The organism is Mesorhizobium sp. M0563, assembly GCF_040321065.1.
In the GTDB taxonomy this organism is placed as follows: Bacteria; Pseudomonadota; Alphaproteobacteria; order Rhizobiales; family Rhizobiaceae; genus Mesorhizobium.
In genome coordinates, this window is record NZ_JAMYQV010000002.1 from 123,601 (window position 1) to 148,403 (window position 24,803).

General features: G+C 62.1%; 21 protein-coding genes and 1 pseudogene. 13 read left to right on the plus strand and 9 right to left on the minus strand.

Annotated features, from left to right (window positions below):
• Nucleotides 1-290 precede the first annotated feature (290 nt).
• From NKI50_RS03250 to NKI50_RS03260, 3 genes are read right to left on the minus strand one after another with little or no spacing between them, the layout of a single operon-like run.
• Entirely contained in the window at nt 291-1,904 is a 1,614-nt protein-coding gene (locus NKI50_RS03250) for a DHA2 family efflux MFS transporter permease subunit (RefSeq protein WP_352715359.1), read from the minus strand.
• Nucleotides 1,901-2,719, minus strand: a complete 819-nt coding sequence (locus NKI50_RS03255) for an HlyD family secretion protein (RefSeq protein WP_352715362.1) — start codon at nt 2,717-2,719, stop codon at nt 1,901-1,903. The genes NKI50_RS03250 and NKI50_RS03255 overlap by 4 nt, the downstream gene beginning before the upstream one ends.
• A complete protein-coding gene (locus NKI50_RS03260; protein ID WP_352715365.1) occupies nt 2,662-3,258 on the minus strand; it encodes a hypothetical protein in 597 nt (198 codons plus the stop codon). The genes NKI50_RS03255 and NKI50_RS03260 overlap by 58 nt, the downstream gene beginning before the upstream one ends.
• A gap of 89 nt (nt 3,259-3,347) precedes the next feature.
• Between NKI50_RS03260 and NKI50_RS03265 the strand changes: the two genes are divergently transcribed.
• Nucleotides 3,348-3,779 (plus strand): hypothetical protein, encoded by a 432-nt coding sequence (locus tag NKI50_RS03265; protein ID WP_023720256.1) that lies wholly within the window; start codon nt 3,348-3,350, stop codon nt 3,777-3,779.
• A gap of 352 nt (nt 3,780-4,131) precedes the next feature.
• Here the strand turns inward: NKI50_RS03265 and NKI50_RS03270 are convergent, their stop codons facing one another.
• From NKI50_RS03270 to NKI50_RS03280, 3 genes are all read right to left on the minus strand, one after another.
• Nucleotides 4,132-5,322 carry an NADH-quinone oxidoreductase subunit D gene (locus NKI50_RS03270; protein WP_352640222.1) on the minus strand — a complete coding sequence of 397 codons (1,191 nt, stop codon included), beginning with the start codon at nt 5,320-5,322 and terminating at the stop codon, nt 4,132-4,134.
• Between the two features lie 67 nt (nt 5,323-5,389).
• Nucleotides 5,390-5,815, minus strand: a complete 426-nt coding sequence (locus NKI50_RS03275) for a hypothetical protein (RefSeq protein WP_023720258.1) — start codon at nt 5,813-5,815, stop codon at nt 5,390-5,392.
• A gap of 145 nt (nt 5,816-5,960) precedes the next feature.
• A complete protein-coding gene (locus NKI50_RS03280; RefSeq protein WP_352640223.1) occupies nt 5,961-6,635 on the minus strand; it encodes a DUF2161 domain-containing phosphodiesterase in 675 nt (224 codons plus the stop codon).
• 339 nt (nt 6,636-6,974) lie between these two features.
• Here NKI50_RS03280 and NKI50_RS03285 point away from each other — a divergent pair, with 339 nt between their 5' ends.
• The 7 genes and pseudogenes from NKI50_RS03285 (at nt 6,975) to apnL (ending at nt 15,319) form a co-directional block, all read left to right on the plus strand.
• Complete coding sequence (locus NKI50_RS03285) at nt 6,975-7,802, plus strand: phosphogluconate dehydrogenase C-terminal domain-containing protein (protein WP_352640224.1); 828 nt, start codon at nt 6,975-6,977, stop codon at nt 7,800-7,802.
• A gap of 265 nt (nt 7,803-8,067) precedes the next feature.
• A complete protein-coding gene (locus tag NKI50_RS03290; protein ID WP_352469588.1) occupies nt 8,068-9,009 on the plus strand; it encodes a D-ribose ABC transporter substrate-binding protein in 942 nt (313 codons plus the stop codon).
• A 113-nt stretch (nt 9,010-9,122) separates the two neighbouring features.
• Nucleotides 9,123-9,776 carry a DUF2291 family protein gene (locus tag NKI50_RS03295; protein WP_352640225.1) on the plus strand — a complete coding sequence of 218 codons (654 nt, stop codon included), beginning with the start codon at nt 9,123-9,125 and terminating at the stop codon, nt 9,774-9,776.
• Nucleotides 9,773-11,317, plus strand: coding sequence for a sugar ABC transporter ATP-binding protein (locus tag NKI50_RS03300; protein WP_352640226.1), 1,545 nt, complete (start codon nt 9,773-9,775; stop codon nt 11,315-11,317). Before NKI50_RS03295 ends, NKI50_RS03300 begins: the two co-directional genes overlap by 4 nt.
• Nucleotides 11,314-12,378 carry an ABC transporter permease gene (locus NKI50_RS03305; protein WP_352640227.1) on the plus strand — a complete coding sequence of 355 codons (1,065 nt, stop codon included), beginning with the start codon at nt 11,314-11,316 and terminating at the stop codon, nt 12,376-12,378. Before NKI50_RS03300 ends, NKI50_RS03305 begins: the two co-directional genes overlap by 4 nt.
• 1 nt (nt 12,379) lies before the next feature.
• Entirely contained in the window at nt 12,380-13,414 is a 1,035-nt protein-coding gene (locus NKI50_RS03310; RefSeq protein ID WP_352640229.1) for a Gfo/Idh/MocA family protein, read from the plus strand.
• Nucleotides 13,411-15,319: pseudogene (gene apnL / locus NKI50_RS03315) on the plus strand (D-apionate lactonase). Before NKI50_RS03310 ends, apnL begins: the two are co-directional and overlap by 4 nt.
• A gap of 78 nt (nt 15,320-15,397) precedes the next feature.
• Here the strand turns inward: apnL and NKI50_RS03320 are convergent.
• On the minus strand, nt 15,398-16,366 hold the full coding sequence (locus NKI50_RS03320) for a GlxA family transcriptional regulator (RefSeq protein ID WP_352640231.1): 969 nt from the start codon (nt 16,364-16,366) through the stop codon (nt 15,398-15,400).
• Nucleotides 16,367-16,678: 312 nt separating this feature from the next.
• Entirely contained in the window at nt 16,679-17,392 is a 714-nt protein-coding gene (locus NKI50_RS03325) for a transcriptional regulator NanR (protein WP_352590684.1), read from the minus strand.
• A gap of 183 nt (nt 17,393-17,575) precedes the next feature.
• Here NKI50_RS03325 and oiaX point away from each other — a divergent pair, with 183 nt between their 5' ends.
• Both oiaX and NKI50_RS03335 read left to right on the plus strand, forming a co-directional pair.
• Nucleotides 17,576-18,838 (plus strand): 3-oxo-isoapionate-4-phosphate decarboxylase OiaX, encoded by a 1,263-nt coding sequence (gene oiaX, locus NKI50_RS03330; protein WP_352640232.1) that lies wholly within the window; start codon nt 17,576-17,578, stop codon nt 18,836-18,838.
• Nucleotides 18,839-18,842: 4 nt separating this feature from the next.
• Nucleotides 18,843-20,177, plus strand: coding sequence for a four-carbon acid sugar kinase family protein (locus NKI50_RS03335; RefSeq protein ID WP_352482002.1), 1,335 nt, complete (start codon nt 18,843-18,845; stop codon nt 20,175-20,177).
• Between the two features lie 92 nt (nt 20,178-20,269).
• On the opposite strand, the gene NKI50_RS03340 is transcribed toward NKI50_RS03335, so the two are convergent.
• Nucleotides 20,270-20,773 carry a hypothetical protein gene (locus NKI50_RS03340; RefSeq protein WP_023720270.1) on the minus strand — a complete coding sequence of 168 codons (504 nt, stop codon included), beginning with the start codon at nt 20,771-20,773 and terminating at the stop codon, nt 20,270-20,272.
• A gap of 245 nt (nt 20,774-21,018) precedes the next feature.
• Between NKI50_RS03340 and NKI50_RS03345 the strand changes: the two genes are divergently transcribed.
• The 3 genes from NKI50_RS03345 to NKI50_RS03355 all read left to right on the plus strand — a co-directional run bounded on the left by NKI50_RS03345 (nt 21,019) and on the right by NKI50_RS03355 (nt 24,797).
• Nucleotides 21,019-22,536 carry a S10 family peptidase gene (locus NKI50_RS03345; protein WP_352640234.1) on the plus strand — a complete coding sequence of 506 codons (1,518 nt, stop codon included), beginning with the start codon at nt 21,019-21,021 and terminating at the stop codon, nt 22,534-22,536.
• Between the two features lie 147 nt (nt 22,537-22,683).
• A complete protein-coding gene (locus NKI50_RS03350) occupies nt 22,684-24,126 on the plus strand; it encodes a sensor histidine kinase (protein ID WP_352640248.1) in 1,443 nt (480 codons plus the stop codon).
• The gene (locus NKI50_RS03355) at nt 24,123-24,797 is read left to right on the plus strand and encodes a LuxR C-terminal-related transcriptional regulator (RefSeq protein WP_352640235.1); all 675 of its coding nucleotides are present in this window, start codon (nt 24,123-24,125) and stop codon (nt 24,795-24,797) included. Before NKI50_RS03350 ends, NKI50_RS03355 begins: the two co-directional genes overlap by 4 nt.
• The last annotated feature ends 6 nt before the right edge of the window (nt 24,798-24,803 follow it).

A 24,803-nucleotide genomic window follows, 5' to 3' on the forward strand; every position in this document is an offset into this window, starting at 1 on the left:
CAGACAGGCTGCAGAACGATCACGGCAACTGCCGGCTGAAAGACATCCGCTTCGGCGGAATATCGTTTTCATCCGGATTGGGAATGGGGTCCTCGTCGGGGAGCCTGTCGGGGTCCGGCTCACGCACGGGCTTGGGATCGGGGATGGGAGGCGGTGGTACCGGGGTCGGTGTTGGCTCGGGTGTGGGAATAGTGGCCATCGTGATCATCTCCTCTTGGCGCAGAACAACGCAATGGGTTAGCTGGTTCCCGGCTTCCTCGTTTTTGGAACCACACCGTCGCGCCTGCGGGTCAGCCCATCTCCGGATTCTCGTGTCTGCTGCCCGACTTGCCTGACCGCAGCAGCAGGGCAAGCGGAACGAGCAGGGCGGTTGCCACCGCGCAATAGCGGAAGACATCGACGTAGGCGAGCAGCGTGGCCTGGCGGGCGATCAACTGGCCGAGCCAGCCGATCGCCTGCTGCTTCGCCTGGACCAGCGGCGAACCCTGGGCGACGAAATGCTCGGTCGCCTGCCGAAGCACCTGCTGATAGGCGGGCGACGATTGCACGGTGTGGCCAACCAGATTCGATTGATGGATCTGGGAGCTTTGCGCAATGACGGTGTTGGACAGCGAGACGCCGATGCTGCCGCCGATATTGCGTGCAACGTTGATCAGCGCCGATGCCTGGTTGGTCTGTTGCGGGGGCAGGCCGACATAGGCCGCGGTCGAGATGGGAATGAACAGGAACGGCAGCCCGACCATCAGGAAGACACGGGCAAAGGCAAAGAAGCGGAAGCTGGCGTCCGGGGTAAGCGAGGTCATGTGCCAAAGCGCGACTGCGACCACCGACATGCCCACCATGATCAGGTATTTGGGCTGCACGATGCTGCCTACAAATCCGGACACCGGCATCAAGATCAGCATGGCGATGCCGCCCGGCATCATCGAAAGGCCCGACAGCGTCGCGGTGTAGGCAAATGTCGTCTGCTGCAGCTGCGGCACGATCTGGGTGGTGCTGAACAGGATAGCACCGACCGCCATCATAACCAGGAAGGCCGTGCCGAACTGGCGCGTGAACAATAGGCGCATGTCGACGACCGGATCGCTGCGACTGATTTCCCATGGGATAAGCAGCAGGAACGCGATCGCGGAAATCACTGCGAAAGTCGTAATGAAATTCGAGGCGAACCAATCGTAGCGCTGGCCTCGGTCGAGGAAGATCTCGAGGCACCCCAGTGCGGTAGCCACCAGGATGAATCCGACCCCGTCGATCTTCAGGCCGCCTTTCAGCCGTTCCTTGCGTTCGCGTTCGAGTACGTCCGGTTCGACCAACAGCCATTGCACCAGTGCCAGCGACAGGATGCCGAACGGCACGTTGATGAAGAAGATCCAGTGCCAGGAGAAATGGTCCGTCAGCCAGCCGCCGATCGTCGGCCCGACCGTTGGTGCGACGATGACGGCAATGCCGTAAAGCGCGAAGGCTTGCGAGCGCTTTTCCGGCGGAAAGGTATCGGCAAGGATCGATTGCTCGCTTGGCGCCATGCCGCCGCCGCCGAGGCCCTGAAGGATCCTGAACAGGATGAGCAGTTCCAGGTTGGGCGCCAGTCCGCACAGCAGCGACGCGACGGTGAAGGTCGCCACGCAAAGCATGTAGTAGCGCTTGCGGCCGATGACGCTTGCCAGCCAGCCGCTGACCGGGATGATCACCGAGTTGGCCACAAGATAGGTGGTAATGACCCAGGTGCTTTCGTCCATTCCGGCCGCCAGGCTGCCGGCGATGTTGCGCAGGGCGACATTGGCGATCGAGGTGTCCAGCACCAGCATGAAAGTGGCGATGGAAACGACAATGGCGATGAGCCAGGGATTGTGTGTCCCGGCGGCGGATCGGCTTTCGCCCTGATTTCTGGCTGCTTCGCCGCTCATTGCACCTTGACCGTCGGCACCACCGACAGCCCTGGGCCGAGAAGCACATCGGGCGGCTTGTCGAAGACGATCTTGACCGGCACGCGCTGCACCACCTTGACGTAGTTGCCGGTGGCATTTTCAGCCGGCAGGAGGCTGAAGGCGGTGCCGCTGCCGGCCTGGATGCTGTCGACGCGGCCATGGAAGGACTTGTTCGGGTACGCGTCGATATCGATGTCGACCGGTTGTCCCTGCCGCATCAGGTCGAGCTGCGTCTCCTTGAAATTGGCCCTCACCCAGACCTCGTCGGGAACGAACATCATCAATACCTGGCCAGGTTGCGCGTAGGTGCCGTCAGCGGCCGAAATGCTCGTTGCCCGCCCGGCTGCGGGTGCTGTGATGGTCGTGCGCGACAGCGTCGTGCGTGCTTGCTCCTGGCTGGCTTTGGCCTGTTCGAGCTGCGCCTCGGCGCTCCTGGCTTGTGCCTGCAAGACCGAAACCTGGCTTTTTGCTGAGGCGACATTGGCCTCGGCACTGTCCAGCGCGGCCTGATCCTGACGCAGCGTCGATGCCGCTTGCTGCGCCTGCTGCTGCGTTGCCGTGCCCTTGGCCAGGAGTTCGCGATTGCGTTGATCCTCTGCCTTGGCGAAATCCAGCGCTGCCTTGGCCTGTGCAACCTGCCTCTGGGCAGCGTTCACCTTTGCGTTTTGAGCCTCGATCTGAGCGGTGACATTGACGATTTCGGCTTCGGCCGCGGCGACGCCGGCATCGGCCTGCTTCAGATTTGCCTGATAGTCGCTGTCGTCGATGCGCAGGAGGACATCACCTGCCTGCACGTGCTGATTGCGGTAACCGCCAGCTCGGTAATGCGGCCGGCGATTTGGGCGCCGATCGTCACCGTGCGGGCGTCGATGAAGGCGTCGTCGGTCGATTCGTACTGGCGAGCGTTCAGCCACCAGATCACGACGCCTGCCGCGACGAGCAACAGCGCAAGCGCAACCGCCGCCGTCGCATAGGGATGGCGCCTGGGAAAGCCGAGCAGACCGGCCTTTCGTTGCGAGGCATCCCCGTCGGGCTTTTCCTGCCGCGGCTCTGCCGATCGCTCACGAGATTCTCGAACCCGGGCCGGTTGCTCCCGAGTTTCATTTACAGGCTCGACGTCTTGTTCGACGCTTTGCGGCTTCGTGTCCAACGGAATGGCTTTCAAGACTGATATTGCAGCCGCCGGGGCGGACGCAAAGCCAAACCGCGAGCTTCCGCAAAAGTTCCTGCCCGGAATGGGTTCGGTTAACGGGGCGACGTCGAACCCACTGAGCGGCGCCGGCGCGTTGGAACCGAGCGCCGCTTCACCGGGCAGGTGATCCGTACGCCTCATGTTGCGGTGATCCGGCCTTGTCAGCGCTCCACGGCGCGATAATTGCTCATATAGGCGTGGGCGAATTCACCTGTCGACAGGAGCCGACCATGAAACATCAAACACTCGACCAACTGCATGCCGTCGCGGAAGTTGAGTCCTTCGCGGCGTATCCGGCGATGAGCCGAAACCAGCGGATTGAACGTTGGGCAGAACTTCTCGAGCAAAACCCGACGCGATGCCTTGGGGCGCTTCCAGGCACCGAATATATGAACAGGGAAGCGCGCGACAGATCGCGTGGCGCTGGGACGCCGCTCACTGTCGCTTTCGAGGATCCGGTTCTGCGTGCCATGGGCTTGAACGACGATACCTATGGTGAGGCAAAGCGCTTCTTCGAACTGAGCGACCGGCAGTTGCACCAAATCGTTTGCCATTGCCACGTTGGCGCCACGATGCAAGCGCGATGGGCCGCTGCCAGGGTGCGCGGGATAGTTCGCGGCAACAGATTTGTTGCCTGGATGAAGGGCTTGATCGTGCATTGACGCGATACGAGGAACGGCGGAACACGCGTTCTTTCCGCGCTGCGGGGAGCGCTTCCGAACTTGGAAGGACTCGTGCCCCGTCAGGCCGCGCAGATTGTGAAACTCCTTGACGCTTGGCTGCGCCTTGTCGCGGCCATGCGTCCGTCTTTGATGCGAGAATTTGAGTTGGCCCGCCGCAATTGAGAGCCTTCGTCCGACGGGCGTTCGAGCGCCGTCCAGGCATGTGCGATCTGGCTAGGGACAACAATCCCGCGATCGTGGAAGATCCTTCGACCTGGTGAGCGGCCGATCTCTCCAAACACCCTTCGATCCGCTCTAGCGGTCGATCTCTCCAAATACCCTTCGACCCACTTTAGCGGTCGATCTCTCCAAATACGATGTCGAGCGAGCCGATGATCGCGGCAACATCGGCGATCATATGGCCTCGGGACAGGAAATCCATCGCCTGCAGGTGGGCGAAGGAAGGTGCGCGGATCTTGCATCGGTAGGGAATGTTGCCTCCGTCCGACACGAGGTAGACGCCGAACTCACCCTTCGGCGCCTCGACGGCGGCATAGACTTCACCGCGCGGCACGCGAATGCCTTCGGTATAAAGTTTGAAGTGGTGGATCGTCGCTTCCATCGAGCGCTTCATCGTAGCACGCGGCGGCGGCGTGATCTTGCGGTTCGGGATCGCGACCGGCCCCTGACCTTCGGGCGAGCGCAACTTTTCCAGACATTGCCGCATGATCCGGACCGACTGGCGCATTTCCTCCATGCGTACGAGATAGCGGTCGTAGCAGTCGCCATGCTTGCCGACCGGGATATCGAAATCCATCTCCGAATAGCATTCGTATGGCTGCGCCTTGCGCAGGTCCCAGGACGCGCCCGATCCGCGCACCATCACGCCGGAGAAGGCCCAGGCCCAGGCATCGTCGAGGCCGATCACGCCGACATCGACATTGCGCTGCTTGAAAATGCGGTTCTCGGTCAACAGCCCTTCGAGATTGTCGCAGACCTTGAGAAACGGATCGCAGAAATTCCAGATGTCGTCGAGGAGTTCCGGCGGCAGATCCTGATGCACGCCGCCGACCCTGAAATAATTCGCGTGCATGCGGGCGCCGGACGCGCGCTCGTAAAAGACCATCAGCTTCTCGCGTTCGGCGAAACCCCAGAGCGGCGGCGTCAGCGCGCCGATGTCCATGGCTTGCGTGGTGACGTTGAGGAGGTGCGACAGGAGCCGGCCTATTTCGCAGAAAAGCACGCGAATGAGTTGCCCGCGTTTCGGAACCGATATTTCAAGGAGCTTCTCGGCGGCGAGACAGAATGCGTGCTCCTGGTTCATCGGCGCGACGTAGTCGAGCCGGTCGAAATAGGGCAAGGCCTGCAGGTAGCTCTTGTACTCGATGAGCTTTTCGGTGCCGCGATGCAGCAGGCCGATGTGGGGATCGGCGCGTTCCACGATCTCGCCATCGAGTTCGAGCACCAGCCGCAGGACGCCGTGAGCGGAGGGATGTTGTGGCCCGAAATTGATGGTGAAGTTGCGAACTGCAGCCTCGGCCATGACAGTCCTCCGCGATCCAGGCGGGCTTCGGTTCCATGCCGGAACCGGCTTGTCCGCTTTCAGCCGCTCACGTCGTCGTCTGGATGATCAGCGTCAGCGTGCCGTCGCCGTCGATATTGGCGGCCACGACCTGCGTGGAATTAAGCCCGTTCGCCGCCAGTGCCGATGCCGCCTGCGGCGATGCGTCGATCGAACTTTGCAGGATACGCAAATCCTCGGCGCTGGTCTGGGTGACGACGGCCTCCGCCTGTGCCTTGATGTCAGGAGGCAGATCCTCCATCGCCACGATTGTCACTGCGGTGAAATTCTGCGCGGAGAAGGCTTGGTCAGGTGTAGCCTGGTCGGGAGTGGCCCCTTCGGGCGTGGCTTGCTCTGGCAGGGTTTGCGGGGCCGTCGGCGGGACAGGGGCAAGCTCTGGTCCCACGGATTGCGCATAGACCGGCGAGGCAAGAGCCAGTGCCGAGAGTGTGGCAATTGTCGTCGATAGCCGCATGGCCTTTCCTTCCGTTTTGCTCAGGGACGATCAATTCGGTGACGACACAACCATCGTGTCGAAATATGGTTCCGTCACGGAGGTTGCTGTCTTGCCGAAGCCGTGATTGTCGCGGAAGCGAGCGCGAAATCCGGCGTTGCCTGTCTCAGGCGGCGGTGTGGCTGCGATCGGGCTGCGGCCAGCGCTGCAATGCCTCACGGCCCTGAGCGGTCAGTTCGTAGATCCCGCGATCGGTGCGCGCGAACCAGCGATACACGTTGTGCAGCAGGATTTTGGGCGCGTTCGGCAGGTTGGGCTTCAAGTCACGCGGCCGCTTTGGGCCGTCCGCGAGTGCTGCGGCGCATGCCAGGGCCTGCTGGCGATAGGCGGTCATGATCGGCGCACGCGAGCCGCCGCCGGCGACAGGATCGCCCTGCCGACGCCGATGTTCGTCGATCAGTTTCGAGCGTCGCCGGGGATCCCGACGCGGAGCCAATGCTGTCGGGCTGAGCAGCACCTGAACCTCGCCGTTCGTCCGCACGCCAAGCAGGCCAAAGCCGAGGCGACGGCAGAGATTGCGGTATCTCACGTCGCTCTCACGGCCTTTGCCACGGCCCGACATGCATGCTGCGAGCCAGACCTCGTCGCTCACCGCCATACGGTCGACGCCCTGGAGGACCAGCTCGAGATTGAACTTCAGCTTCAGCTCGCAGATGACGACGATCGGTGGAGAGTCTGCACTCAGCGCCAGCAGATCGCAGCCGCCGATCTCACCCTTGACCATGAAACCCAGGCCTTCGAGGAAGGTCTTGACCGGGCTGTAGAGTGAAGTCTCGAGCATGGGCTTTGTTCGCTGCGAATCATCCCGCCCGATTGGCGGTTCAGCCGCGATGATCGCTCGTTGCCGTTGAACAGGAGGTAAACGACGGCCAAAGCAAGTGGTCAGAGCCGTGCCACGGCCGCTTGCTAATTTGGTATGCTGGTATAATGTGTATCTGAGGTAGCATGCTCCGCATAGCTGCGCTGTGCTGGACATCCGAGCGCCCGAGACATCGTCCAGGGCATCGTCATTTGAGCGGCGGCCCCGCCTTTTGTAATCCGCCAGCCGGCGGCGATGTGCATACAAGTCAATGGGATGACGATCGGCAGGGCCGTCGTTGGAAATCAGGAGTAACGGACAATGACAACGATTGCGCTGTTTGGCGCTGGCGGCAAAATGGGTTACCGCCTGTCGACCAATTTTCGCGGATCTCCCTATACGGTACGGCATGTCGAGGTCAGCGACGCCGGCCGCGAGCGGCTGAAGTCGGGCCTCGGCATCGATGCCGTCAGCGCCGATGAGGCGCTTGATGGCGCCGATGTGGTGATCCTGGCGGTGCCGGACACCCATATCGGCAAGGTCGCGGCGAGCATCGAGAGCAAGCTTGCATCAGGCACGATGGTCGTCGTGCTCGACGCCGCGGCACCCTTCGCCGGGCATTTGCCGCAGCGACCGGACCTGACCTATTTCGTCACCCACCCGTGCCATCCGCCGATCTTCAACGACGAGACCGACATGGCGGCCAAGAAGGACTATTTCGGCGGCGTCAAGGCCAAGCAGCACATGGTCAGCGCCTTGATGCAGGGGCCGGAGGAAGATTTCGCCAAGTGTGAGGCGATCGCCAAGATCATCTGGGCCCCGGTTATGCGCTCGCATCGAGTCACCGTCGATCACATGGCGCTGCTCGAGCCCGGCCTTTCGGAAACGGTATGCGCTTCGCTGCTCGTCGTCATGAAGGAGGCGGTCGACGAGGTGGTGGCGCGCGGGGTCGACAAGCAGGCGGCGCTCGACTTCCTGCTTGGCCATATGAACGTGCTTGGCGCCGTCATCTTCGGCGAGACCAAAGGCGTGTTCTCCGACGCCTGCAACAAGGCGATAGAGTTCGGCAAGCCGGTGCTGATGCGCGATGACTGGAAGCGGGTGTTCGAGCCGGAGGAGATTGCCGCGAGCATTCAGCGCATCACCTGAGGGCGCGACGCGTCTTCCGGAACATATCACCTGAAATTGTCATTGACTCATCATACCAGTTAGCTTAGCTGTTCGATGGCTCGGACCGTCAAGCTTCGCAGCAAGCTCAGGGCCTGGACGAGTGGAGGATAGCGGGGAAACGATCGATCGAGGTGAAGCCGGCAAAGGGCTTGTGAACCTGACGCGATCCGCGATCCGCGCTGGCTAACGAATTGAATGCATATAGCCTTGGGATCAAGGCACGGGTTTTCAACGGGAGGAATACATGAAACTAACACGCAGAATGACGCTTGCGGCTTTCGCCGGCATGCTGGCGCTTGGCACGGCCGCACCCGCCTATGCGGCGGATCTGATCGCCATCATCACGCCCTCGCATGACAATCCGTTCTTCAAGGCGGAAGCTGTCGGCGCAGAGGCCAAGGCCAAGGAACTCGGCTACGAGGCGCTGGTGCTCGTCCATGACGACGATGCCAACAAGCAGTCCGAACTTATCGACACGGCGATCGGCCGCGGCGCCAAGGCAATCATCCTCGACAATGCCGGCGCCGACGCCACCGTCGCCGCCGTGCAGAAGGCCAAGGACGCAGGTGTTCCCTCATTCCTGATCGATCGCGAGATCAATGCCACCGGCGTTGCCGTCGCGCAGATCGTCTCCAACAACTATCAGGGCGCCCAGCTCGGCGCGCAGGAATTCGTCAAGCTGATGGGCGAGAAGGGTAATTTCGTCGAGCTCGTCGGCAAGGAATCCGACACCAATGCCGGCATCCGCTCCAAGGGTTACCACGACGTCATCGACGACTATCCAGACTTGAAGATGGTGGCGCAGCAGTCGGCCAATTGGAGCCAGACCGAGGCCTATTCAAAGATGGAGTCGATCCTCCAGGCCAATCCCGATATCAAGGGCGTGATCTCCGGCAACGACACGATGGCGATGGGCGCCCATGCGGCACTCGCCGCTGCCGGCCGCAAGGACGTCATAGTCGTCGGCTTCGACGGGTCGAACGACGTGCGCGACTCAATCACCTCCGGCGGCATCAAGGCGACAGTTCTGCAGCCGGCCTTCGCGCAGGCGCAGATGGCGGTCGAGCAGGCCAACGACTTCATCAAGAACAAGAAGTCTCCCGCCGAAGAAAAGCAGCTGATGGACTGCGTCCTGGTCAATGGCGACAATGCCGCCAAGCTCGAGACGTTCGCGCTCACCAACTGAGCCGGCGTAACATCAGGCAGCAAGGGACGAGCCTCCGGTTCGTCCCTTGCTTCCATTTCGCCCTTGCTTCCATTTCTCTGGGTGCTCCTGACCGCCATGCCGAACGAGCCGACATGTTCAACACGCTGACCCGGCCGATCTTTGTCGCGTTGTTCCTCGCAGCAATAGTCAGCCTGACCGCCTGCAAGATCTTGCCGACGCCGTCGGCGGAAAACGGCGGCACTGGCTCCGCGTTCAATCCCGACAAGTTGGTCGAGGACATCTGGGCGACGAAGGTGATACCCTATCTGCAGCAGAAGGCCGGGCCGTTTCCCGAGGTGCATGCCTTGGCCAAGGCCGACCCCGCCGCTGCCGGCGCGAAATACGGCAACCCGAAGAAGCAGGCGAATTCGCCATGGACCTTCGCCGTTCGGCTCGAGGGCAAGGTCGTTGCAGCCAACACACAGTCACGGGCGGCGACGATGGACATCGATGCCGACGGCGACGGCAAGGCCGATGCGCGGGTGCAGATCGGCCCCGCCATGCGTGGGACCGCCCTGCGCGACAGCCTCGACTTCATCCAGTTCAACGATTTCACCAATCAGATCGACTTCGCCCAGTTCGGCAAGGCGTTCAACGCCTATGCCGACAAGACCGTGCTTTCCAAGCTGCCGCGCGAGACACCCGAGGGCCGCAGCGTCGAGGTACTTGGCGCCTATACGCCGGGCAGTGGCCAGGACCTGCCGCTGGTGACGCCGGCGGAGGCAGAGATCGGGCCGAAGCCATGAGCGGCAATCAAGATGTCATCCTGAAGCTGGAGGATGTCTCGAAGGTCTATTCCGGCACCGTCGCAGTCAAGCGGGCGAATTTCGAGGTGCGCAAGGGCGCGGTCAACGTGCTGGTCGGCGAAAACGGAGCCGGCAAATCGACGCTGATGAAGATCATCGCGGGCGTCGAGCAGCCGACACTCGGGCGCATTCTGCTGGACGGCGAGGAGGTTTCCTTCTCGTCATCCGGGGATGCGGTGAATCGCGGCATCGGCATGGTGTTCCAGGAGCTGAACCTGTTCGGCAATCTGACTGTCGCCGAAAATATTTTCGCCACCCGCGAGATCACCAACCGCTTCCGCAAGATCGACCGCAAAGAGCAGGAGCGCCGCGCGGCGGAGTTCCTTGAACGCCTGGAAGCCGGCATCCGGCCCGACATGCTGGTCGAGGATCTGCGCATCGGCCAGCAACAACTGGTCGAGATCGCCAAGGCGGTTTCGCTCGATGCGCGCATCCTGATCATGGATGAACCGACCTCGGCGCTCAGCGCGGCGGAAGTCGAGATCCTGTTCAAGGTGATTGCCGACCTCAAGGCGCGCGGCGTGGCAATCGTCTACATCTCGCATCGGCTCGAGGAACTGATCCGCATCGGCGACACCATCACCGTGCTGCGCGATGGGCGCATCACCGGCCAGGCGGAGATGAAAGACGTCGATACCCAGTGGATCGTGCGGCAGATGATCGGCTCCGACGCCAAGGACTTCGCCAAGGCCGACGGCCATGTTCCGGGCGAAGAGATATTCCGTGCCGAGGACATTTGCCTGCCGCGTGTCACCGGCGGGCTCGCGGTCGACCACGTCTCGCTGTCGCTGCGCGCCGGTGAAATCCTCGGCATCTACGGGCTGATGGGAGCCGGACGCAGCGAGCTGTTCGACTGCATCATGGGCCGTCACGGCCATTCGACCGGAACGATATTCATTGCCGGCAAAAAAGTGCACGAGCGGGACACGACGCGACGCATCCGCCGCGGCCTGGCGCTGATCCCCGAAGACCGCCAGCGCGAAGGGCTGGTGTCGACCCTCTCCGTCGCCAGCAATCTGACGCTGGCCAGCCTGTCGCGTTTCGTGCGCCTGTTCCACATTCGTGGTGCCGCCGAACGACAGGCGGTGGCCCAGACCGTGCGCGAATTGGCGATCAAGGTCGCCGATCCGGCGCAGGAAGTCTCGTCGCTATCGGGCGGCAACCAGCAGAAGGTGGTGATCGGCAAGGCGCTGCTCACCGGACCGAAGGTGCTGCTGATGGACGAGCCGAGCCGCGGCATCGACGTCGGCGCCAAGGCCGACGTGTTCCGCACCATGCGCAAGCTGTCGCGCGACGGCCTGGGGATCCTGTTTGCCACCTCGGATCTCGATGAGGTGATGGCGTTGTCAGACCGCATCGCGGTGATGAGCAATGGAAAATTGACTGGTATGTTCGACCGCGCCGAGGCGACAGAGGCCGCAATCGTCGCTGCCTCGGCGCTCGGCCACGGACCGGTCCCGCACGGAGAGCAAGGCGCATGACTGACATTCCAGCCAAGGCGGCGGTCACCTCCCTTTCGAGCGGCTCGGTCCTGCTGACGCTGATGAAGGCGAGGACGTTCATCGCGCTGATCGCCGTGCTGTTGTTCTTCTCGATAGCTGCCCCCAATTTCCTCTCGGCCGCCAATCTTATCCTGGTGTCGAAGCACGTGGCGCTGAACGCATTCCTCGCAATGGGCATGACCTTTGTCATCATCACCGGCGGCATCGACCTGTCGGTCGGCTCGATCGTCGGCCTGTGCGGCATGGTGGCCGGCTATCTCGTGCTCAACGGCATCGACCTGCAGGTCGGCTATACCATCTATTTCAACGTCTTCGAGATCGCGCTGATCACGCTTGCCGTCGGCATATTGATCGGCGCCGTCAACGGCTTGCTGATCACCAGGCTTAACGTTGCGCCGTTCATCGCCACGCTCGGCGTGCTCTATGTCGCGCGCGGCCTGGCGCTGCTGTCGTCCGACGGGCGCACCTTCCCCAATCTCGTCGGCAAGCCGGAGCTTGGCACCACCGGATTCGGCTTTCTCGGCGCCGGCCGGTTGCTCGGCCTGCCCGTCGCGCTGTGGATTTTGCTCGTTGTTGCATTAGGGGCCGCCTATCTCGCCAAGTACACCCCGCTCGGCCGCCACATTTTCGCCGTTGGCGGCAACGAGCGGGCGGCGCGGATTTCGGGCGTCCGCGTCAACATGGTGAAGATGTTCGTCTACATGTTCTCCGGTTTCTGCGCGGCGATCGTCGGGCTGATCATCTCGTCCGAACTGATGGCCTCGCATCCGGCGACCGGAGAGAGCTTCGAACTCAACGCCATTGCCGCGGCAGTGCTCGGCGGCACCTCGATGTCGGGCGGACGCGGCACCATTGGCGGCACCATTGTCGGCGCCTTCGTCATCGGCATTCTTTCGGACGGGCTGGTGATGATGGGGGTGAGCTCGTTCTGGCAGATGGTGATCAAGGGCCTCGTCATCATCGTCGCCGTCGTCGTCGACCAGGCACAGCGCCGGCTGCAGAGCCGGGTGACGCTGATGCAGATGGCAAAGGCCGGCTGACATGACGGAACTGCGGGGAGCGCTGATCGGCTGCGGCTTCTTCGCCATCAACCAGATGCATGCCTGGCGCGACATAGAGGGTGCCTCGATCGCTGCCATCTGCGACCGCGATCCGGACCGGTTGAGGATCGTCGGCGACCAGTTCGGGGTCGCGCGGCGCTATACCGACGCGGCAGCACTGTTTGCCGGCGAAAGGTTGGATTTCGTCGACATCGCCACCACCGCGCCGAGCCACCGTCCCCTCGTCGAGATGGCGGCGCAGCACGGCGTGCCGGTAATCTGCCAAAAACCTTTCGCGCCGACGCTTGCCGACGCCAAGGCGATAGTGAAGGCATGCGCCGTCGCCGGTGTGCCGCTGATGGTGCACGAAAATTTTCGTTGGCAGTCGCCGATCCAGGCGGTGCGTGCCGTGCTCGACAGCGGCGACATCGGCACACCCTTCTTCGGACGGATCTCGTTTCGATCGGCTTACGACGTGTTTTCCGGCCAGCCCTATTTGGCGACGGGAAAGCGCTTCATTATCGAAGACCTCGGCATCCACATCCTCGACATCGCCCGCTTTCTGCTGGGCGACGTCTCGACGGTCACTGCGCGAACGGCGCGCGTCAACCCTGCCATTGCCGGCGAGGATGTTGCGACGATGCTCATGGACCACACGAGCGGCGCCACTTCGGTGGTCGACTGCAGCTACGCGAGCAAGCTCGCGACTGAGCCGTTTCCGCAGACGCTGATCGAAATCGACGGCAGCGACGGCACGATCCGGCTGGCGCAGGGCTACCGGCTCACCGTCACCGGCAGGAGCGGAACGGCTGTCAGCGACGTCTCGCCGCCGCTGCTGCCTTGGGCATCGCGGCCGTGGCACAACATCCAGGAAAGCGTCGTCGCCATTCAAAAGCATTGGGTCGATTGCTTGACCAACGGAACCGAGCCCGCGACCTCGGGCGCGGACAACCTCAAGACATTGGCGCTGGTCGAGGCGGCCTATGCCGGCGCCGCAAGCCGCGAACCGGTGCAACTCGACGCCTTGCTGAAATGACAGCCGACGCCTTCCTCCTTTACGGCACGCATGCGGTTGAAGTCGAACCGGTCAGGCTGCGCGCCGGTGCGCTGACGGCGGACTTCGTCAACGGCAATCTGCGCAACATTCGGCAGGGCGGCACCGAAGTTCTGCGCGCCATCGCCTATATCGTCAGAGATCGCGACTGGGGCACCTACGAGCCGGCGCTCACCAACCCTGCCATCGAGCAAGATGCCGAGGCATTTTCCGTCAGCTATTCGGCAAGTTGCCAGGCACCGGACGGCAGTCGACTCGGCTTCCGCGCGACCATCAAGAGCTCCGCCGATGGCCGAGTTGGTCTTCGACGTGAGCGCTCGTCCCGACAGCGATTTCGAAACCAATCGCTGTGGCTTCTGCATCCTGCATCCGATTGCCGGCCTGGCCGGCAGCCCGGTCACGGTCGAGCATACCGACGGCAGCGTGGTCGCAACGAGGCTCCCAGAACTAATCGATCCCTGGCAGCCGTTCAAGGATCTGCGGGCGATCACCCATGAGGTCCGGGCGGGCGTCACCGCCGAATGCCGTATGGAAGGCGATGCCTTCGAGATGGAAGACCAGCGCAACTGGTCGGATGCCTCCTACAAGACCTATGTCCGGCCGCTCGCGCTGCCATGGCCCTACGTGCTGCCTGCCGGCAAGCCCTTCCGCCAGACCATCAGCTTGCGGGTGGAGGGTGGCGGGAAAGTGCCGGCCACCGCGGCAACCGCCGAACCGATTCGTGTCACGCTCGGCCAAGCCGGGCCGGTGCTGCCGGATATCGGCGTTATCATCTACCCGGATGAGGTCGAGGCCGCGCTGAGCAAGCTGTCGGTGCTGTCCGAGCTTGGCCCGCAGCAATTGATGTTCCACTTTGACCCGACGCGCGGCCACGGGCTCGACGCCTTGCGGTCCTACGCCAGGCTGGCCGCCGCCTATCCGGCTCGGACAACGCTCGAATGTGTCATTGCCGGCGACGGCGATCTCGACGTCGAGCTTTCAGGCGTCGCCGACAGGGTGCGCAAGGCCGGGCTCAAGCTCTCGGCCATTGCCGTTTCGCCCTCGGTCGACCGGCAGTCGACGCCGCCGGGCAGCGCATGGCCGCAGTGCCCGCCGCTCGAAGATGTCTATGCCGCGGCGCGGCGTGCCTTTCCCGACACCCGCCTCGGCGGCGGCATGTTCAGCTATTTCACCGAACTCAACCGCAAGCGTGTGCCGGCCGACCCGCTCGATTTCGTCACGCATTGCACTTGCCCGATCGTGCATGCCGCCGACGATCTCAGCGTCATGCAATCGCTGGAGGCGCTGCCTTTCATCACGGCGTCTGTACGGGCGATCTTCGGAACAAAACCTTATCGGATCGGGCCGTCGACCATTGCCATGCGCCAGAACCCTTATGGCGGCGCGACCAAGGCCAATCCCGACAGTCAGCGCATTGCCATGGCCGACCGCGACCCTCGCCATGCCGGACTGTTCGGGGCCGCGTGGACGATCGACTATGCCGCACGCCTCGCCCCTGCCGGGCTCGAAATGCTCACGCTCTGCAGCTTCACCGGGCCATTCGGCGTGCTGGCCTTGTCGGATGAACCGGTCGAAGAAGGTACGCGCCGGCCGATTTTCCACGCGGTGAAAGGACTTTGCGAACTGGCCGGCCATGCGCACATAACGGCAACAACGACCGATGAGACGCGGGTGCTCGGAGTGGCCAGCCGCGCCCAGACAGGCAAGATCATCGTCTGGCTGGCGAACCTTACCCCGGTCGACGTTCCAGTCGATGTTTCCGGGCTCGGCTCCGATCAGGGTTTTCTGAAGATCTGGGATGGACGAACGTCACGCCAGATTCAGCGCGACGCGTCGGGCCGAGACCGTCTTGTGATGACGCCTTACGCAATCGTCCGGATCGGCTGAAGTCATATGCCGGGGTTCATGAATCGCCGCAATTCCGCAACGGTTGCCCCTAGCCGCAGCATGTCCGCTGCCGGCTTGTCACCCGATTTGCTTTCGAAACTCGCCTGGTGCCATTCCAGTCGTCCTGGAAAAAAGACGGCTGAACGAGGCGACGTCCTGATATCCCACCCGATAGCAAATTTCTGAAACGCTCAGTTTCGTTTCCTCAAGCATGGATTTTGCCAACTCCAGCCGCCTTTCCTGGATCCATTTTCCCGGCGTTGTCTGGAACTCGTCGAAAAACCTGCGAGACAGGGTTCGCGAAGACATCGCAAATTCGGTTGCGAGAAAGTTCAAATCGATTTCCGACATCTTGTCTTTCGAGAGTTCGCGCAGCTTGTTCTCGAATGGGCTGGCCTCGTTCGATATTTCGTCGAGAGGAAATTCGTAGGGACTCTGAAATGTGCGCGGCGGAGGAAGAACCAGAAGTTTTCGAATGATCCGCTCTTCCTTCGAGAAGCCCAGATCGATCAGCAAAGCCCTGGCGAGTTCCAGTCCGGAAAACCCGCCTCCACATGTGTAAAGGCGGTCCTGGCGAATGAGCAGGCGGGAAGCGTCCCATCGCACTTGCGGAAACCGGCGGCTTGCCTCGTTCTTCAGCCACCAGGATATCGTTGCGCGCTTGCCGTCCAACAATCCTGAATTGGCGAGCAGATAACATGCGCCGCAATGTGCTGCGATGATTGCCTCCTGCTGCTGCGCGAGCGCGATCAGCGGTTTTGAATGCTCACTCTCCTCGTCGAGCGAGCGCAGAAGGTCCGGAATCTCGACACCCGGCATCGCAATGAGAATCAGGACATCCATTTTTCGCGATGGTCGAACCTTTGTCGGGAAGGAAATTCCGGTGCTTGATGTCGACCGCGTGCCCCTTGAAACGAACTCACATGAAAGAACCTGTGAACGGCAGACGTCATTCACAAGCTGAAACATTTCGACCAGAGTCGAGACAACGGCCGAATAGAAATTCGACGGCAGCCAGATCACAACGTGGAGGCTCCTGACAGCCATTGCGGTACTCCCGGTGTCGTTCTCGTCGGATGGCAAGTCTAGCATAGTCTTTGTCAAAATTGCCAATTCTAGAAAAAGAGCGGCGCCTCCAGGATGGCCGTATACGGGCTCGCTGACGAAAGCGGCCGCGGAAATCCATGGCTGGAAAGATGCAAATGCTGAAATCGCTGAATGAAAACAATGCGGCACATACATCGGATTTGAACGGCTACAGCAAACTGCGCCGGTCCCGACTCAGGCTGACCTGTGGTCAGTCAGTAGGCCGAGAACACAGTCCCGACCGCGACGCCGGTAGAGACCTGCGCTTGATTTTCAGTTGCCGGAATTCATCACGTAGAGCGCACGCGAGCGTTCGAGGTGCTTGATCATCGCCTTCTCGGCGCCATCCGCATCCTTGGCTTCGATGCGCTCGATGATCTCTTCGTGCTCGGTCAGCGTGAACTTTTCCTTGCCGGTCCAGATCAGCATTTCGGTGTGGTATTCCTTTAGCCAGCCAAGCATTGCCTCGCTGACGGCGACGTAGATCGGGTTGCCGGATATTGCCGCGATCTGGGTGTGGAATTTCATGTCGGCGGATATGAAGGCTTCCGAGTCGCCGCGAAAGCTGCGCTGCTCGATGACCGTTGCGCGCAGCCGCTGCACGTCCTCGGCGGTGGCCTTTTCAGCAGCTTCCTTTACCATGCCGCGCTCGAAGAAGATGCGCGCGTTTTTGAGGTGCTCGAGCGTATCCTTCGACGATGACAGGATGATCTTCGCCGCGCCATCGACCTGCTTGATGATCGACTTGGCGGTCAGCTGCAGCACCTTGGCCCGCTCACCATGCGAGATCGCTACCAGCCCCATATTGCTCAGCGCCTGCATCGCCTCGCGGATCGCCGGCCTGCCGACCTCGAAGCGCTCCATCAGTTCGCGCTCCGACGGCATGTCGTCGCCCGGCTGCAATTCGCCGCTGGTGATCAGGCGCTTCAGTCTCAAGAATACTTCGTCGGAAAGCTTGCGCCGGACGATCGGCTCCGAACGGTTCATCGTCGCGAATCACTCCTATGACCGGCCTCTATCTAGCATTTCCGCCACGAATTCCGGAACGCCTGTAGCCCGCCCGCCTTTACCTGCCAAGCCGGATAAGGCTTGCAATGCTTATGTACTCATTATACCAGATTTCGAGGGCCAAGGAACCTTTTTCGAACCACCCCGGCAGGCCGCGCGAATATGATTGTTCTCACCTATCGCATCGAAACACGCGGCAATATCGAGGCGCTGGCGGCCAAGATCGCAAGCGACCAGTCGACCGGAACCTTCGTCGCGCTAGCCGGCGAGACCGAAGAGCTCAAGGCTAGGGTCGCGGCGCGCGTCCTGGCGATACGGCATCTGCCGGATGCGGATCGGCCGTCTCTTCCCGAAACCGGTCCCGAAGCCGGCAATGGCCCGGTCAAGCGCGCCGACGTCGACATCGCCTTTCCGCTGGAGGCCATCGGCACCGACCTGTCAGCGCTGATGACCATTGCCATCGGCGGCACGTTTTCGATCAGGGGCCTGTCCGGCATTCGTGTGATCGACATGAAGCTACCCGAGGAGTACCGGGGCGCGCATCCCGGCCCGCAATTCGGCGTCACGGGCAGCCGCAGGCTCACCGCTGTCGCGGACCGTCCGATCATCGGGACCATCGTCAAGCCGGCGCTGGGACTCCGCCCGCACGAGACGGCCGCGATGGTGCAAGAGCTGATTGCCGCCGGCGTCGATTTCATCAAGGACGACGAGAAGCTGATGAGCCCGGCCTATTCACCGCTGTCAGAGCGGGTGAGGGCAATCATGCCGCTGATCCTCGACCACGAGCAGAAGACCGGCAAGAAGGTCATGTATGCCTTTGGCATCTCACATGCGGATCCCGACGAGATGATGCGAAACCACGACCTGGTGGCAAAGGCCGGCGGCAATTGTGCTGTGGTCAACATCAATTCGATCGGTTTTGGCGGCATGGCTTACCTCCGAAAGCGCTCCAGCCTGGTGCTCCATGCCCACCGCAATGGCTGGGACATTCTCACCCGTCATCCTGGCCTCGGCATGGACTTCAAGGTCTGGCAGCAGTTCTGGCGGCTGCTCGGCGTCGACCAATTCCAGATCAATGGCATCGCCTCGAAATACTGGGAACCCGACTGGTCCTTCGTCGAATCCTTCAAGGCGGTGACCACGCCGATCTTTTCGCCGGCCGATTGCGCATTGCCGGTCGCCGGCTCCGGCCAGTGGGGCGGGCAGGCGCCTGAAACCTTCCAGCGAACCGGCCGGACGGTCGATCTTCTCTATCTCTGCGGCGGCGGCATCGTCAGCCACCCGGACGGGCCGGGCGCCGGCGTGCGCGCCGTGCAGCAGGCCTGGAAGGCGGCGGTCCAAGACATCCCGTTGGCGGATTATGCCTTGAGCCATGTCGATCTGGCGCGGTCGATCGAGAAGTTCGGCGACGGCAAGGCGGCCTGACGCCATGCAAAACCTGCTTCTGAGTTATTATGGCGACGACCTGACCGGCTCGACCGATGTGATGGAGGCGCTCGAGCTCGGCGGCGTGCCGACCGTGCTGTTCATGCGGCAGCCGGACGAGGCGCTGCTTTCGCAATTTGCGCATTGCCGCGCCATCGGGCTGGCCGGCACCAGCAGAAGCGAGACGCCGCAGTGGATGGACACGCATCTGCGAGATGCCTTCGCCTGGCTGAAGACCCTCAACGCCGAGATCTGCCACTACAAGGTCTGCTCGACCTTCGATTCCAGCCCGGCAATCGGCAGCATCGGCCGGGCAATCGAGATCGGCCGCTCGGTTTTCCGGCAAGGCGGCGTGCCGCTGGTGGTCGGCGCGCCGCAGCTGAAGCGCTACACCGCCTTCGGTCATCTCTTCGCGGCCTACCGCGACAAATATTTCCGTATCGATCGCCATCCCGTGATGAGCCGCCATCCGACCACGCCGATGGACGAATCCGACCTGCTGATCCATCTGTCGCGCCAGACAGACCTCAGCTCGGGGCTGGTCGACCTGGCGACGCTGCAATCGGCGTCGCGGTCGGAAGCATTCGACCGGCTTGTGGAGAATGGCACAGACATCGTGCTCTTCGATGCCGACAGCCTGGAAACCCAGGCGCTTGCCGGCAAGGAGATATGGCGCGCTCGCAGGCCGGGCGGTTATTTCGTCGTCGGCTCTTCAGGCATCGAATATGCCTTGCTGGCCGAATGGGCATCGAACCGGATCGTGGATGCCAAACTCGCGTTTTCGCCGCCGGGAGCTGCCGACAGGATCGCCGTGGTCTCGGGGAGCTGCTCGCCGACGACGGAACGGCAGATCCGGCATGCTCTAGCCGATGGCTTCGACGGGATCGAGATCGACCCGGTCGAACTGGTTTCTGAGGCTTCGAACGACGCTATTGCGCGCGCGGTTGCAACCGGCCGCTCCAGCCTGAAGGCCGGGCGCAGCGTCATCCTCTACACCGCGCTCGGACCGGCGGCCGACCGCGGTGCTGAAATCGATCTCCAGGAAGGCGCCCGCCATAAGCTTGGCCGCGGCCTTGGCGAGCTTCTCCGCGAATTGACGCTTCAAGAGAAGCTACTGCGCGTGGTCATCGCCGGCGGCGATACGTCGAGCCACGCACTTGGCCAGATAGGCGTCGATGCGCTGACGGTGCGAATGCCGCTGCCGGCATCGCCGGGCTCGCCGCTTTGTCTCGCGCATTCGCGCATCGAGGCGATTGACGGGCTGGAAATTGCCCTCAAGGGCGGACAGGTCGGAACCGACCGCTATTTCTGCGCCATTCGTGATGGGATCGGCGGTTGAGAGCAGAAATTTAGGTAAGTCGTTGGTGCTCAAATCGAGATCCGGCAGCATCCATTAGCCGGCAAATCAATCAGAGGCGCGTCTGATCCCGGTTACCGCGTGCGACCCATCGCCTTGACTGGATGGCGCTGACGGGCATAGGCGACACAGGCGTCCACCGTGCTGACACAGAGTCCGTCGCGGTTGTTCGGCAGGTTGTTGTCGCCGGCGTAGGCGACCTCGGCAACATGGCCGTCAACCATTCGAATTTGCGTATTGCAATAGCCGCCGGGGGCGACGTTGACGGAACCTCCGAGCGCCGGGACGGGGCCAATGGCCACGGTCGGAACCACAATGTTGAGATTGCCGCGTTGAACGACGCGCTGATAGGTCCAGATCTGGCCGGATCTGCCAACATCGGCGGTGGCTGTCGGAAAGCCGGCACACATTCGAACATCCGCTTCGCTAAGGCCGACCATCTCCTTGCGGGCTGCCGCCGCCGTGGCGTCCTCCTTCGCAGTGCTCGACGTGTCGTCGGGCATGACGCAGGAGGACAGGATGGCGGCGCTTACGGATAGAACGAGAAGGGCAAGCTTTCGTGTGTGGAAAGATGTCATACCAACTTCGGATTGCATGGGAGCCCCGAATGCCAACCTAGGAAGTGAGCCAGTCGAGTCAACCGGCAGAAATTCACGAAGTCGTTTGGTGCGCCACCGCCGCGCATCTGCTGCAAGGGGTTGACGCTGCTGCCATGACCCTCGCACCCTGTCTTCCGCCTGGACGCCGAGTACTGGCGCACGGTGCTGTGACTTTGGTTCGGCCGACGGTGTGCTAGTTTCCAGCCAATTGCTCCGGAGACGTCATGCTTATCAAGCTGCAAGAAATCGCCCTCGCTCTTCTGCTGTTGGTCGCCGGCGCTGGGGCCAGTCATGCGGAGGCGGCCCAGCGGCCGCCGCCCACAGGCGGGGTTCTCTCGCTCCTGCCGCCGCCGCAGACTTCCGATCATTCGATCGTCATCGCCGGACGCACGCTCGATTACGAGGCCAAGGCCGGCACGCTGTCATTGCCGTCCGGCAAAGGCGATATCACCGCCGAGATTTTCTATGTCGCCTATGCACTGCATCCCGGAAAAGAAACGGGACCGGATCCGCGGCGTCCGATCACCTTCGTGTTTAATGGCGGTCCGGGAGCAGCTTCCGCCTATCTGCACCTCGGCGCGCTCGGTCCGCGGGTCCTGGCGACGGCGGCCGATGGAAGTTTCCTGCCGCCGCCACAGAGGCTGTTCGATAACCCCGACACTTGGCTCGACATGACCGACTTGGTCTTTGTGGACCCTGTCGGAACCGGTTACAGCCGTGAAGCGCCCGGCACGGAGGCACACAGCTTCTGGGGCGTCAGTCAGGACGCCGCGTCGATAGGCGCGTTCATCCGGCTCTATCTGGCGCAGACCAACCGCACGGCATCGCCGATGTTTCTTGCCGGCGAAAGCTATGGCGGGTTTCGGGCGGCATTGCTCGCCAGGAAGCTTCAGGAAGACATCGGCATCAGCCCGAGCGGCGTCGTGCTGATTTCGCCGGCGCTCGAATTCACGCTGGTGCGCCCGGACGAGTTCCAGCCGCTCCACTGGGCGCTGGAACTGCCGTCGCTGGCGGCAGTGCGCCTGCACAGCGAAGGCGTTTCCGGCCCGGCTCTGCAGGAGCGGCTGGCAGAAGTCGAACGCTATGCGCTCGGCGATTATCTGGCCGCGCTAGCCGGTGGACTGGAGCAAGGTGGACGGCTGGCGAGCCAGCGTGTCGCCGAAATCACCGGTCTGCCGCTCAACCTTGTCCAGCGGCACTTTGCACGCATTCCCATAGGGCTCTTTGCCAAGGAGTTTGCACGGGCAAAGGGCAATGTTCTCAGCGCCTATGACGGCAACATCGCGACGGCGGACGTGGCGCCAGAGAGCCTGGGAGTCGAGGGTCCCGATCCGGTGCTCGAGCGAAGCGTGCCGGCGCTCACCTCTGCTTTCGTCGGCTACGTGCGTGATGAATTGAACTTCCGTACGGATATCAGCTATCGGCTTCTCAACCGCGAAGTTAGCGGCAATTGGGACTATGGAACGAGCCCGACGCGTCAGGGCTATGCGGGTGTCATGGACGACCTTCAGCAGGCGCGCACGCTGAACCCCAATCTCGGCGTGCTGATCGTCAACGGCTACAGCGACCTGGTGACGCCGTACATGGGCTCGCGCTACCTGCTTGGTCAAATTCCTTCGCTTGCCGGCGCAAAGCCCATTCGCGCCGAGGTGCTGGAAGGCGGGCACATGATGTATCTGAGGCCGGATGGACGGGCGGCACTGAAGCAGGCCGCGTCCGAGCTTTACCGAACGACGCAATGAGACAGTTGCGCAAAAAAGCGCCGGATGCGCTGTTCGCCCTCTCATCAGGCCCTAGTTCCATCGCAATTGATCGGTTACACACCAAGGATGGCGTCTTTTAGCGACGTTCGACAGCAAATTAGCCGGTTCTCCAGAATCGCGCCACTGATGCGGCGTGTTGCCGAGCGGGCCACTCGGAACACTCGGCCACACTGGGTGACAAGCCTTGTCGGCCGCTGGAACGCGTTGTCGCTGGCCACGCAGTTCCTGCTCGCGGGTGGTCTATTCTCCCTGTCGGCCATGGTGGTGGTGGGGATTTCAGTCACGAGCCACATTGAAGCCGTGGTCACGCAGAATTCGGCATCCGCTACGGCTCTTTACGTGGACAGCGTTATCGCGCCGCTGCTTCCGGATATGCGCAAGAGCGAAGTCCTCGACGAGAGCGTCGCCCACGCGCTCGATGAAACGCTGGGACAAGGGGCACTCGGCACAAGGCTCGAATCCTTCAAGCTCTGGCGTCGCGACGGAACCATCCTGTATTCGACCGACAAGACATTGATCGGCAAGCGCTTTGAACCCAGCGGCAATCTCCGCGCGGCGTTTGCAGGCCAAATGGTTTCGGAGTTCGACAAGCTCGACGATCCGGACAGCGAGGCCGAAAGAGCCAGCGGCTTGCATCTCCTCGAGATCTACAACCCGGTGCTGCAGCCATGGTCGGGGGAAGTGGTGGCCGTTTCGGAATTCTACGAGGTCGCCACTGATTTCGAAAGAAACCTGCATCAGGCACTCATTCGAACCTGGCTGGACGTTGCCGCCGTCACAGCGGCCTTCTTTCTCGGGCTGTCGGCAATCGTGTTCCGTGGCAGCCGCACGATCAGTTCGCAGAGCCGCTCGTTGAAGCAGCGCATTGCTGAACTCTCCGACCTGCTTGCTCAAAACAGACTGTTGAGGCTGAAGGTGCAGCGTGCCTCGCAGCGCGCCACCGCACTCAACGAACGCTATCTCAGGCGCATCGGTGCGGACTTGCACGATGGGCCCGCGCAACTGGTTGCTCTCGCAGCGCTGGGGATCGACAGCCCTGTCATTGCCGATCCCGCTACGCCGTCAGCCGAACGTGCACAGGAATTGCTAGCCGTCAAAGCACATCTGGACGAAGCCATGCGCGAGATCAGGAGTATCAGCAAGGGCCTTGTCCTGCCGCATATCGAGCATGCCGAGTTGGCCGAAATTCTCGAGCTTGCCGTGCAAGCGCACGAAGAACGAACCGGAGCCAAAGTGGCGCTATCGATGACCGGCGGCCATGCGACGTTGTCGCCGGCGGCCAAGATCTGCATCTTCCGCTTCGTCCAGGAGGCGCTGAACAATGGATTTCGCCATGCCGGAGGTGAAGGTCAGTCGGTCGAGAAACATTTCGACGGCGAGCGCGTTTGTATCGAAGTGTCCGACGCCGGCCCTGGCTTTGACCCACAAATCGTGCGTCCCGAGAGGCTGGGGCTCGTTGGGCTGCGCGAGCGGGTGGAAAGCCTCGGGGGCCAGTTTACCGTGACTTCCTCACAAAGTGGCACGATCGTGAAAATGGCTCTCAACATCGTTGAAATGGGGCAGACATGACCGCAGCCATCAAGCTTGCCATCGTCGACGACCACCCTCTGTTCAGGGAAGGCGTTGTGCGCACGCTCGATCAGATCGGCGGATTCGAGATAGTCGGCGAAGGAAGCAGCAGAGATGACGCCCTGCGGATAATCGAAGACCAGCGGCCGGACATTCTGCTGATGGACATCTCGGTTCCCGGAGGTGGCCTTGGTGTGATCGGACCGGCCCTGGAGCGGCAGCCGGCATTGAAAATCGTGATGCTGACCGTTTCGGAAGAGAACCAGCACGTGATGACCGCATTGCAGAGCGGGGCAAGGGGCTATGTTTTGAAGGGGGTCGGGTCGAGGACGTTGGCTGCGATCCTGCGCACGGTAGCGTCGGGCGAACGATATGTCTGTCCACAATTATCGGCGCGCCTGTTGGCCGATCTGTCGGCTAAATCAAAAGAGCCGGCGAAAGCTGACGGACTTGCCGAACTCACCAGCCGCGAAAGGGAGATCCTGACGCTGGTTGCCGCGGGACTGAGCAACAAGCGGATCGGGCTTCGGCTGAACCTGCATGAGAAAACGATAAAGCACCACATGACGCGAATCCTGGCCAAGCTCAACGTCAGCAACAGGACCGAAGCCGCAATGACGTTGCGCGACGCGACTGAGCGCCGGCATCCGCCTGTTCGCGATCATGCTTGAGCCAAA

Coding starts and splice junctions, on each gene's coding strand:
- NKI50_RS03250 (WP_352715359.1), bottom strand. CDS start 1,904: ATGAGCGGCGAAGCAGCCAGAAATCAGGGCGAAAGCCGATCCGCCGCC.
- NKI50_RS03260 (WP_352715365.1), bottom strand. CDS start 3,258: ATGAGGCGTACGGATCACCTGCCCGGTGAAGCGGCGCTCGGTTCCAAC.
- NKI50_RS03265 (WP_023720256.1), top strand. CDS start 3,348: ATGAAACATCAAACACTCGACCAACTGCATGCCGTCGCGGAAGTTGAG.
- NKI50_RS03270 (WP_352640222.1), bottom strand. CDS start 5,322: ATGGCCGAGGCTGCAGTTCGCAACTTCACCATCAATTTCGGGCCACAA.
- NKI50_RS03275 (WP_023720258.1), bottom strand. CDS start 5,815: ATGCGGCTATCGACGACAATTGCCACACTCTCGGCACTGGCTCTTGCC.
- NKI50_RS03280 (WP_352640223.1), bottom strand. CDS start 6,635: ATGCTCGAGACTTCACTCTACAGCCCGGTCAAGACCTTCCTCGAAGGC.
- NKI50_RS03285 (WP_352640224.1), top strand. CDS start 6,975: ATGACAACGATTGCGCTGTTTGGCGCTGGCGGCAAAATGGGTTACCGC.
- NKI50_RS03290 (WP_352469588.1), top strand. CDS start 8,068: ATGAAACTAACACGCAGAATGACGCTTGCGGCTTTCGCCGGCATGCTG.
- NKI50_RS03295 (WP_352640225.1), top strand. CDS start 9,123: ATGTTCAACACGCTGACCCGGCCGATCTTTGTCGCGTTGTTCCTCGCA.
- NKI50_RS03300 (WP_352640226.1), top strand. CDS start 9,773: ATGAGCGGCAATCAAGATGTCATCCTGAAGCTGGAGGATGTCTCGAAG.
- NKI50_RS03305 (WP_352640227.1), top strand. CDS start 11,314: ATGACTGACATTCCAGCCAAGGCGGCGGTCACCTCCCTTTCGAGCGGC.
- NKI50_RS03310 (WP_352640229.1), top strand. CDS start 12,380: ATGACGGAACTGCGGGGAGCGCTGATCGGCTGCGGCTTCTTCGCCATC.
- NKI50_RS03320 (WP_352640231.1), bottom strand. CDS start 16,366: ATGGCTGTCAGGAGCCTCCACGTTGTGATCTGGCTGCCGTCGAATTTC.
- NKI50_RS03325 (WP_352590684.1), bottom strand. CDS start 17,392: ATGAACCGTTCGGAGCCGATCGTCCGGCGCAAGCTTTCCGACGAAGTA.
- oiaX (WP_352640232.1), top strand. CDS start 17,576: ATGATTGTTCTCACCTATCGCATCGAAACACGCGGCAATATCGAGGCG.
- NKI50_RS03335 (WP_352482002.1), top strand. CDS start 18,843: ATGCAAAACCTGCTTCTGAGTTATTATGGCGACGACCTGACCGGCTCG.
- NKI50_RS03340 (WP_023720270.1), bottom strand. CDS start 20,773: ATGACATCTTTCCACACACGAAAGCTTGCCCTTCTCGTTCTATCCGTA.
- NKI50_RS03345 (WP_352640234.1), top strand. CDS start 21,019: ATGCTTATCAAGCTGCAAGAAATCGCCCTCGCTCTTCTGCTGTTGGTC.
- NKI50_RS03350 (WP_352640248.1), top strand. CDS start 22,684: ATGCGGCGTGTTGCCGAGCGGGCCACTCGGAACACTCGGCCACACTGG.
- NKI50_RS03355 (WP_352640235.1), top strand. CDS start 24,123: ATGACCGCAGCCATCAAGCTTGCCATCGTCGACGACCACCCTCTGTTC.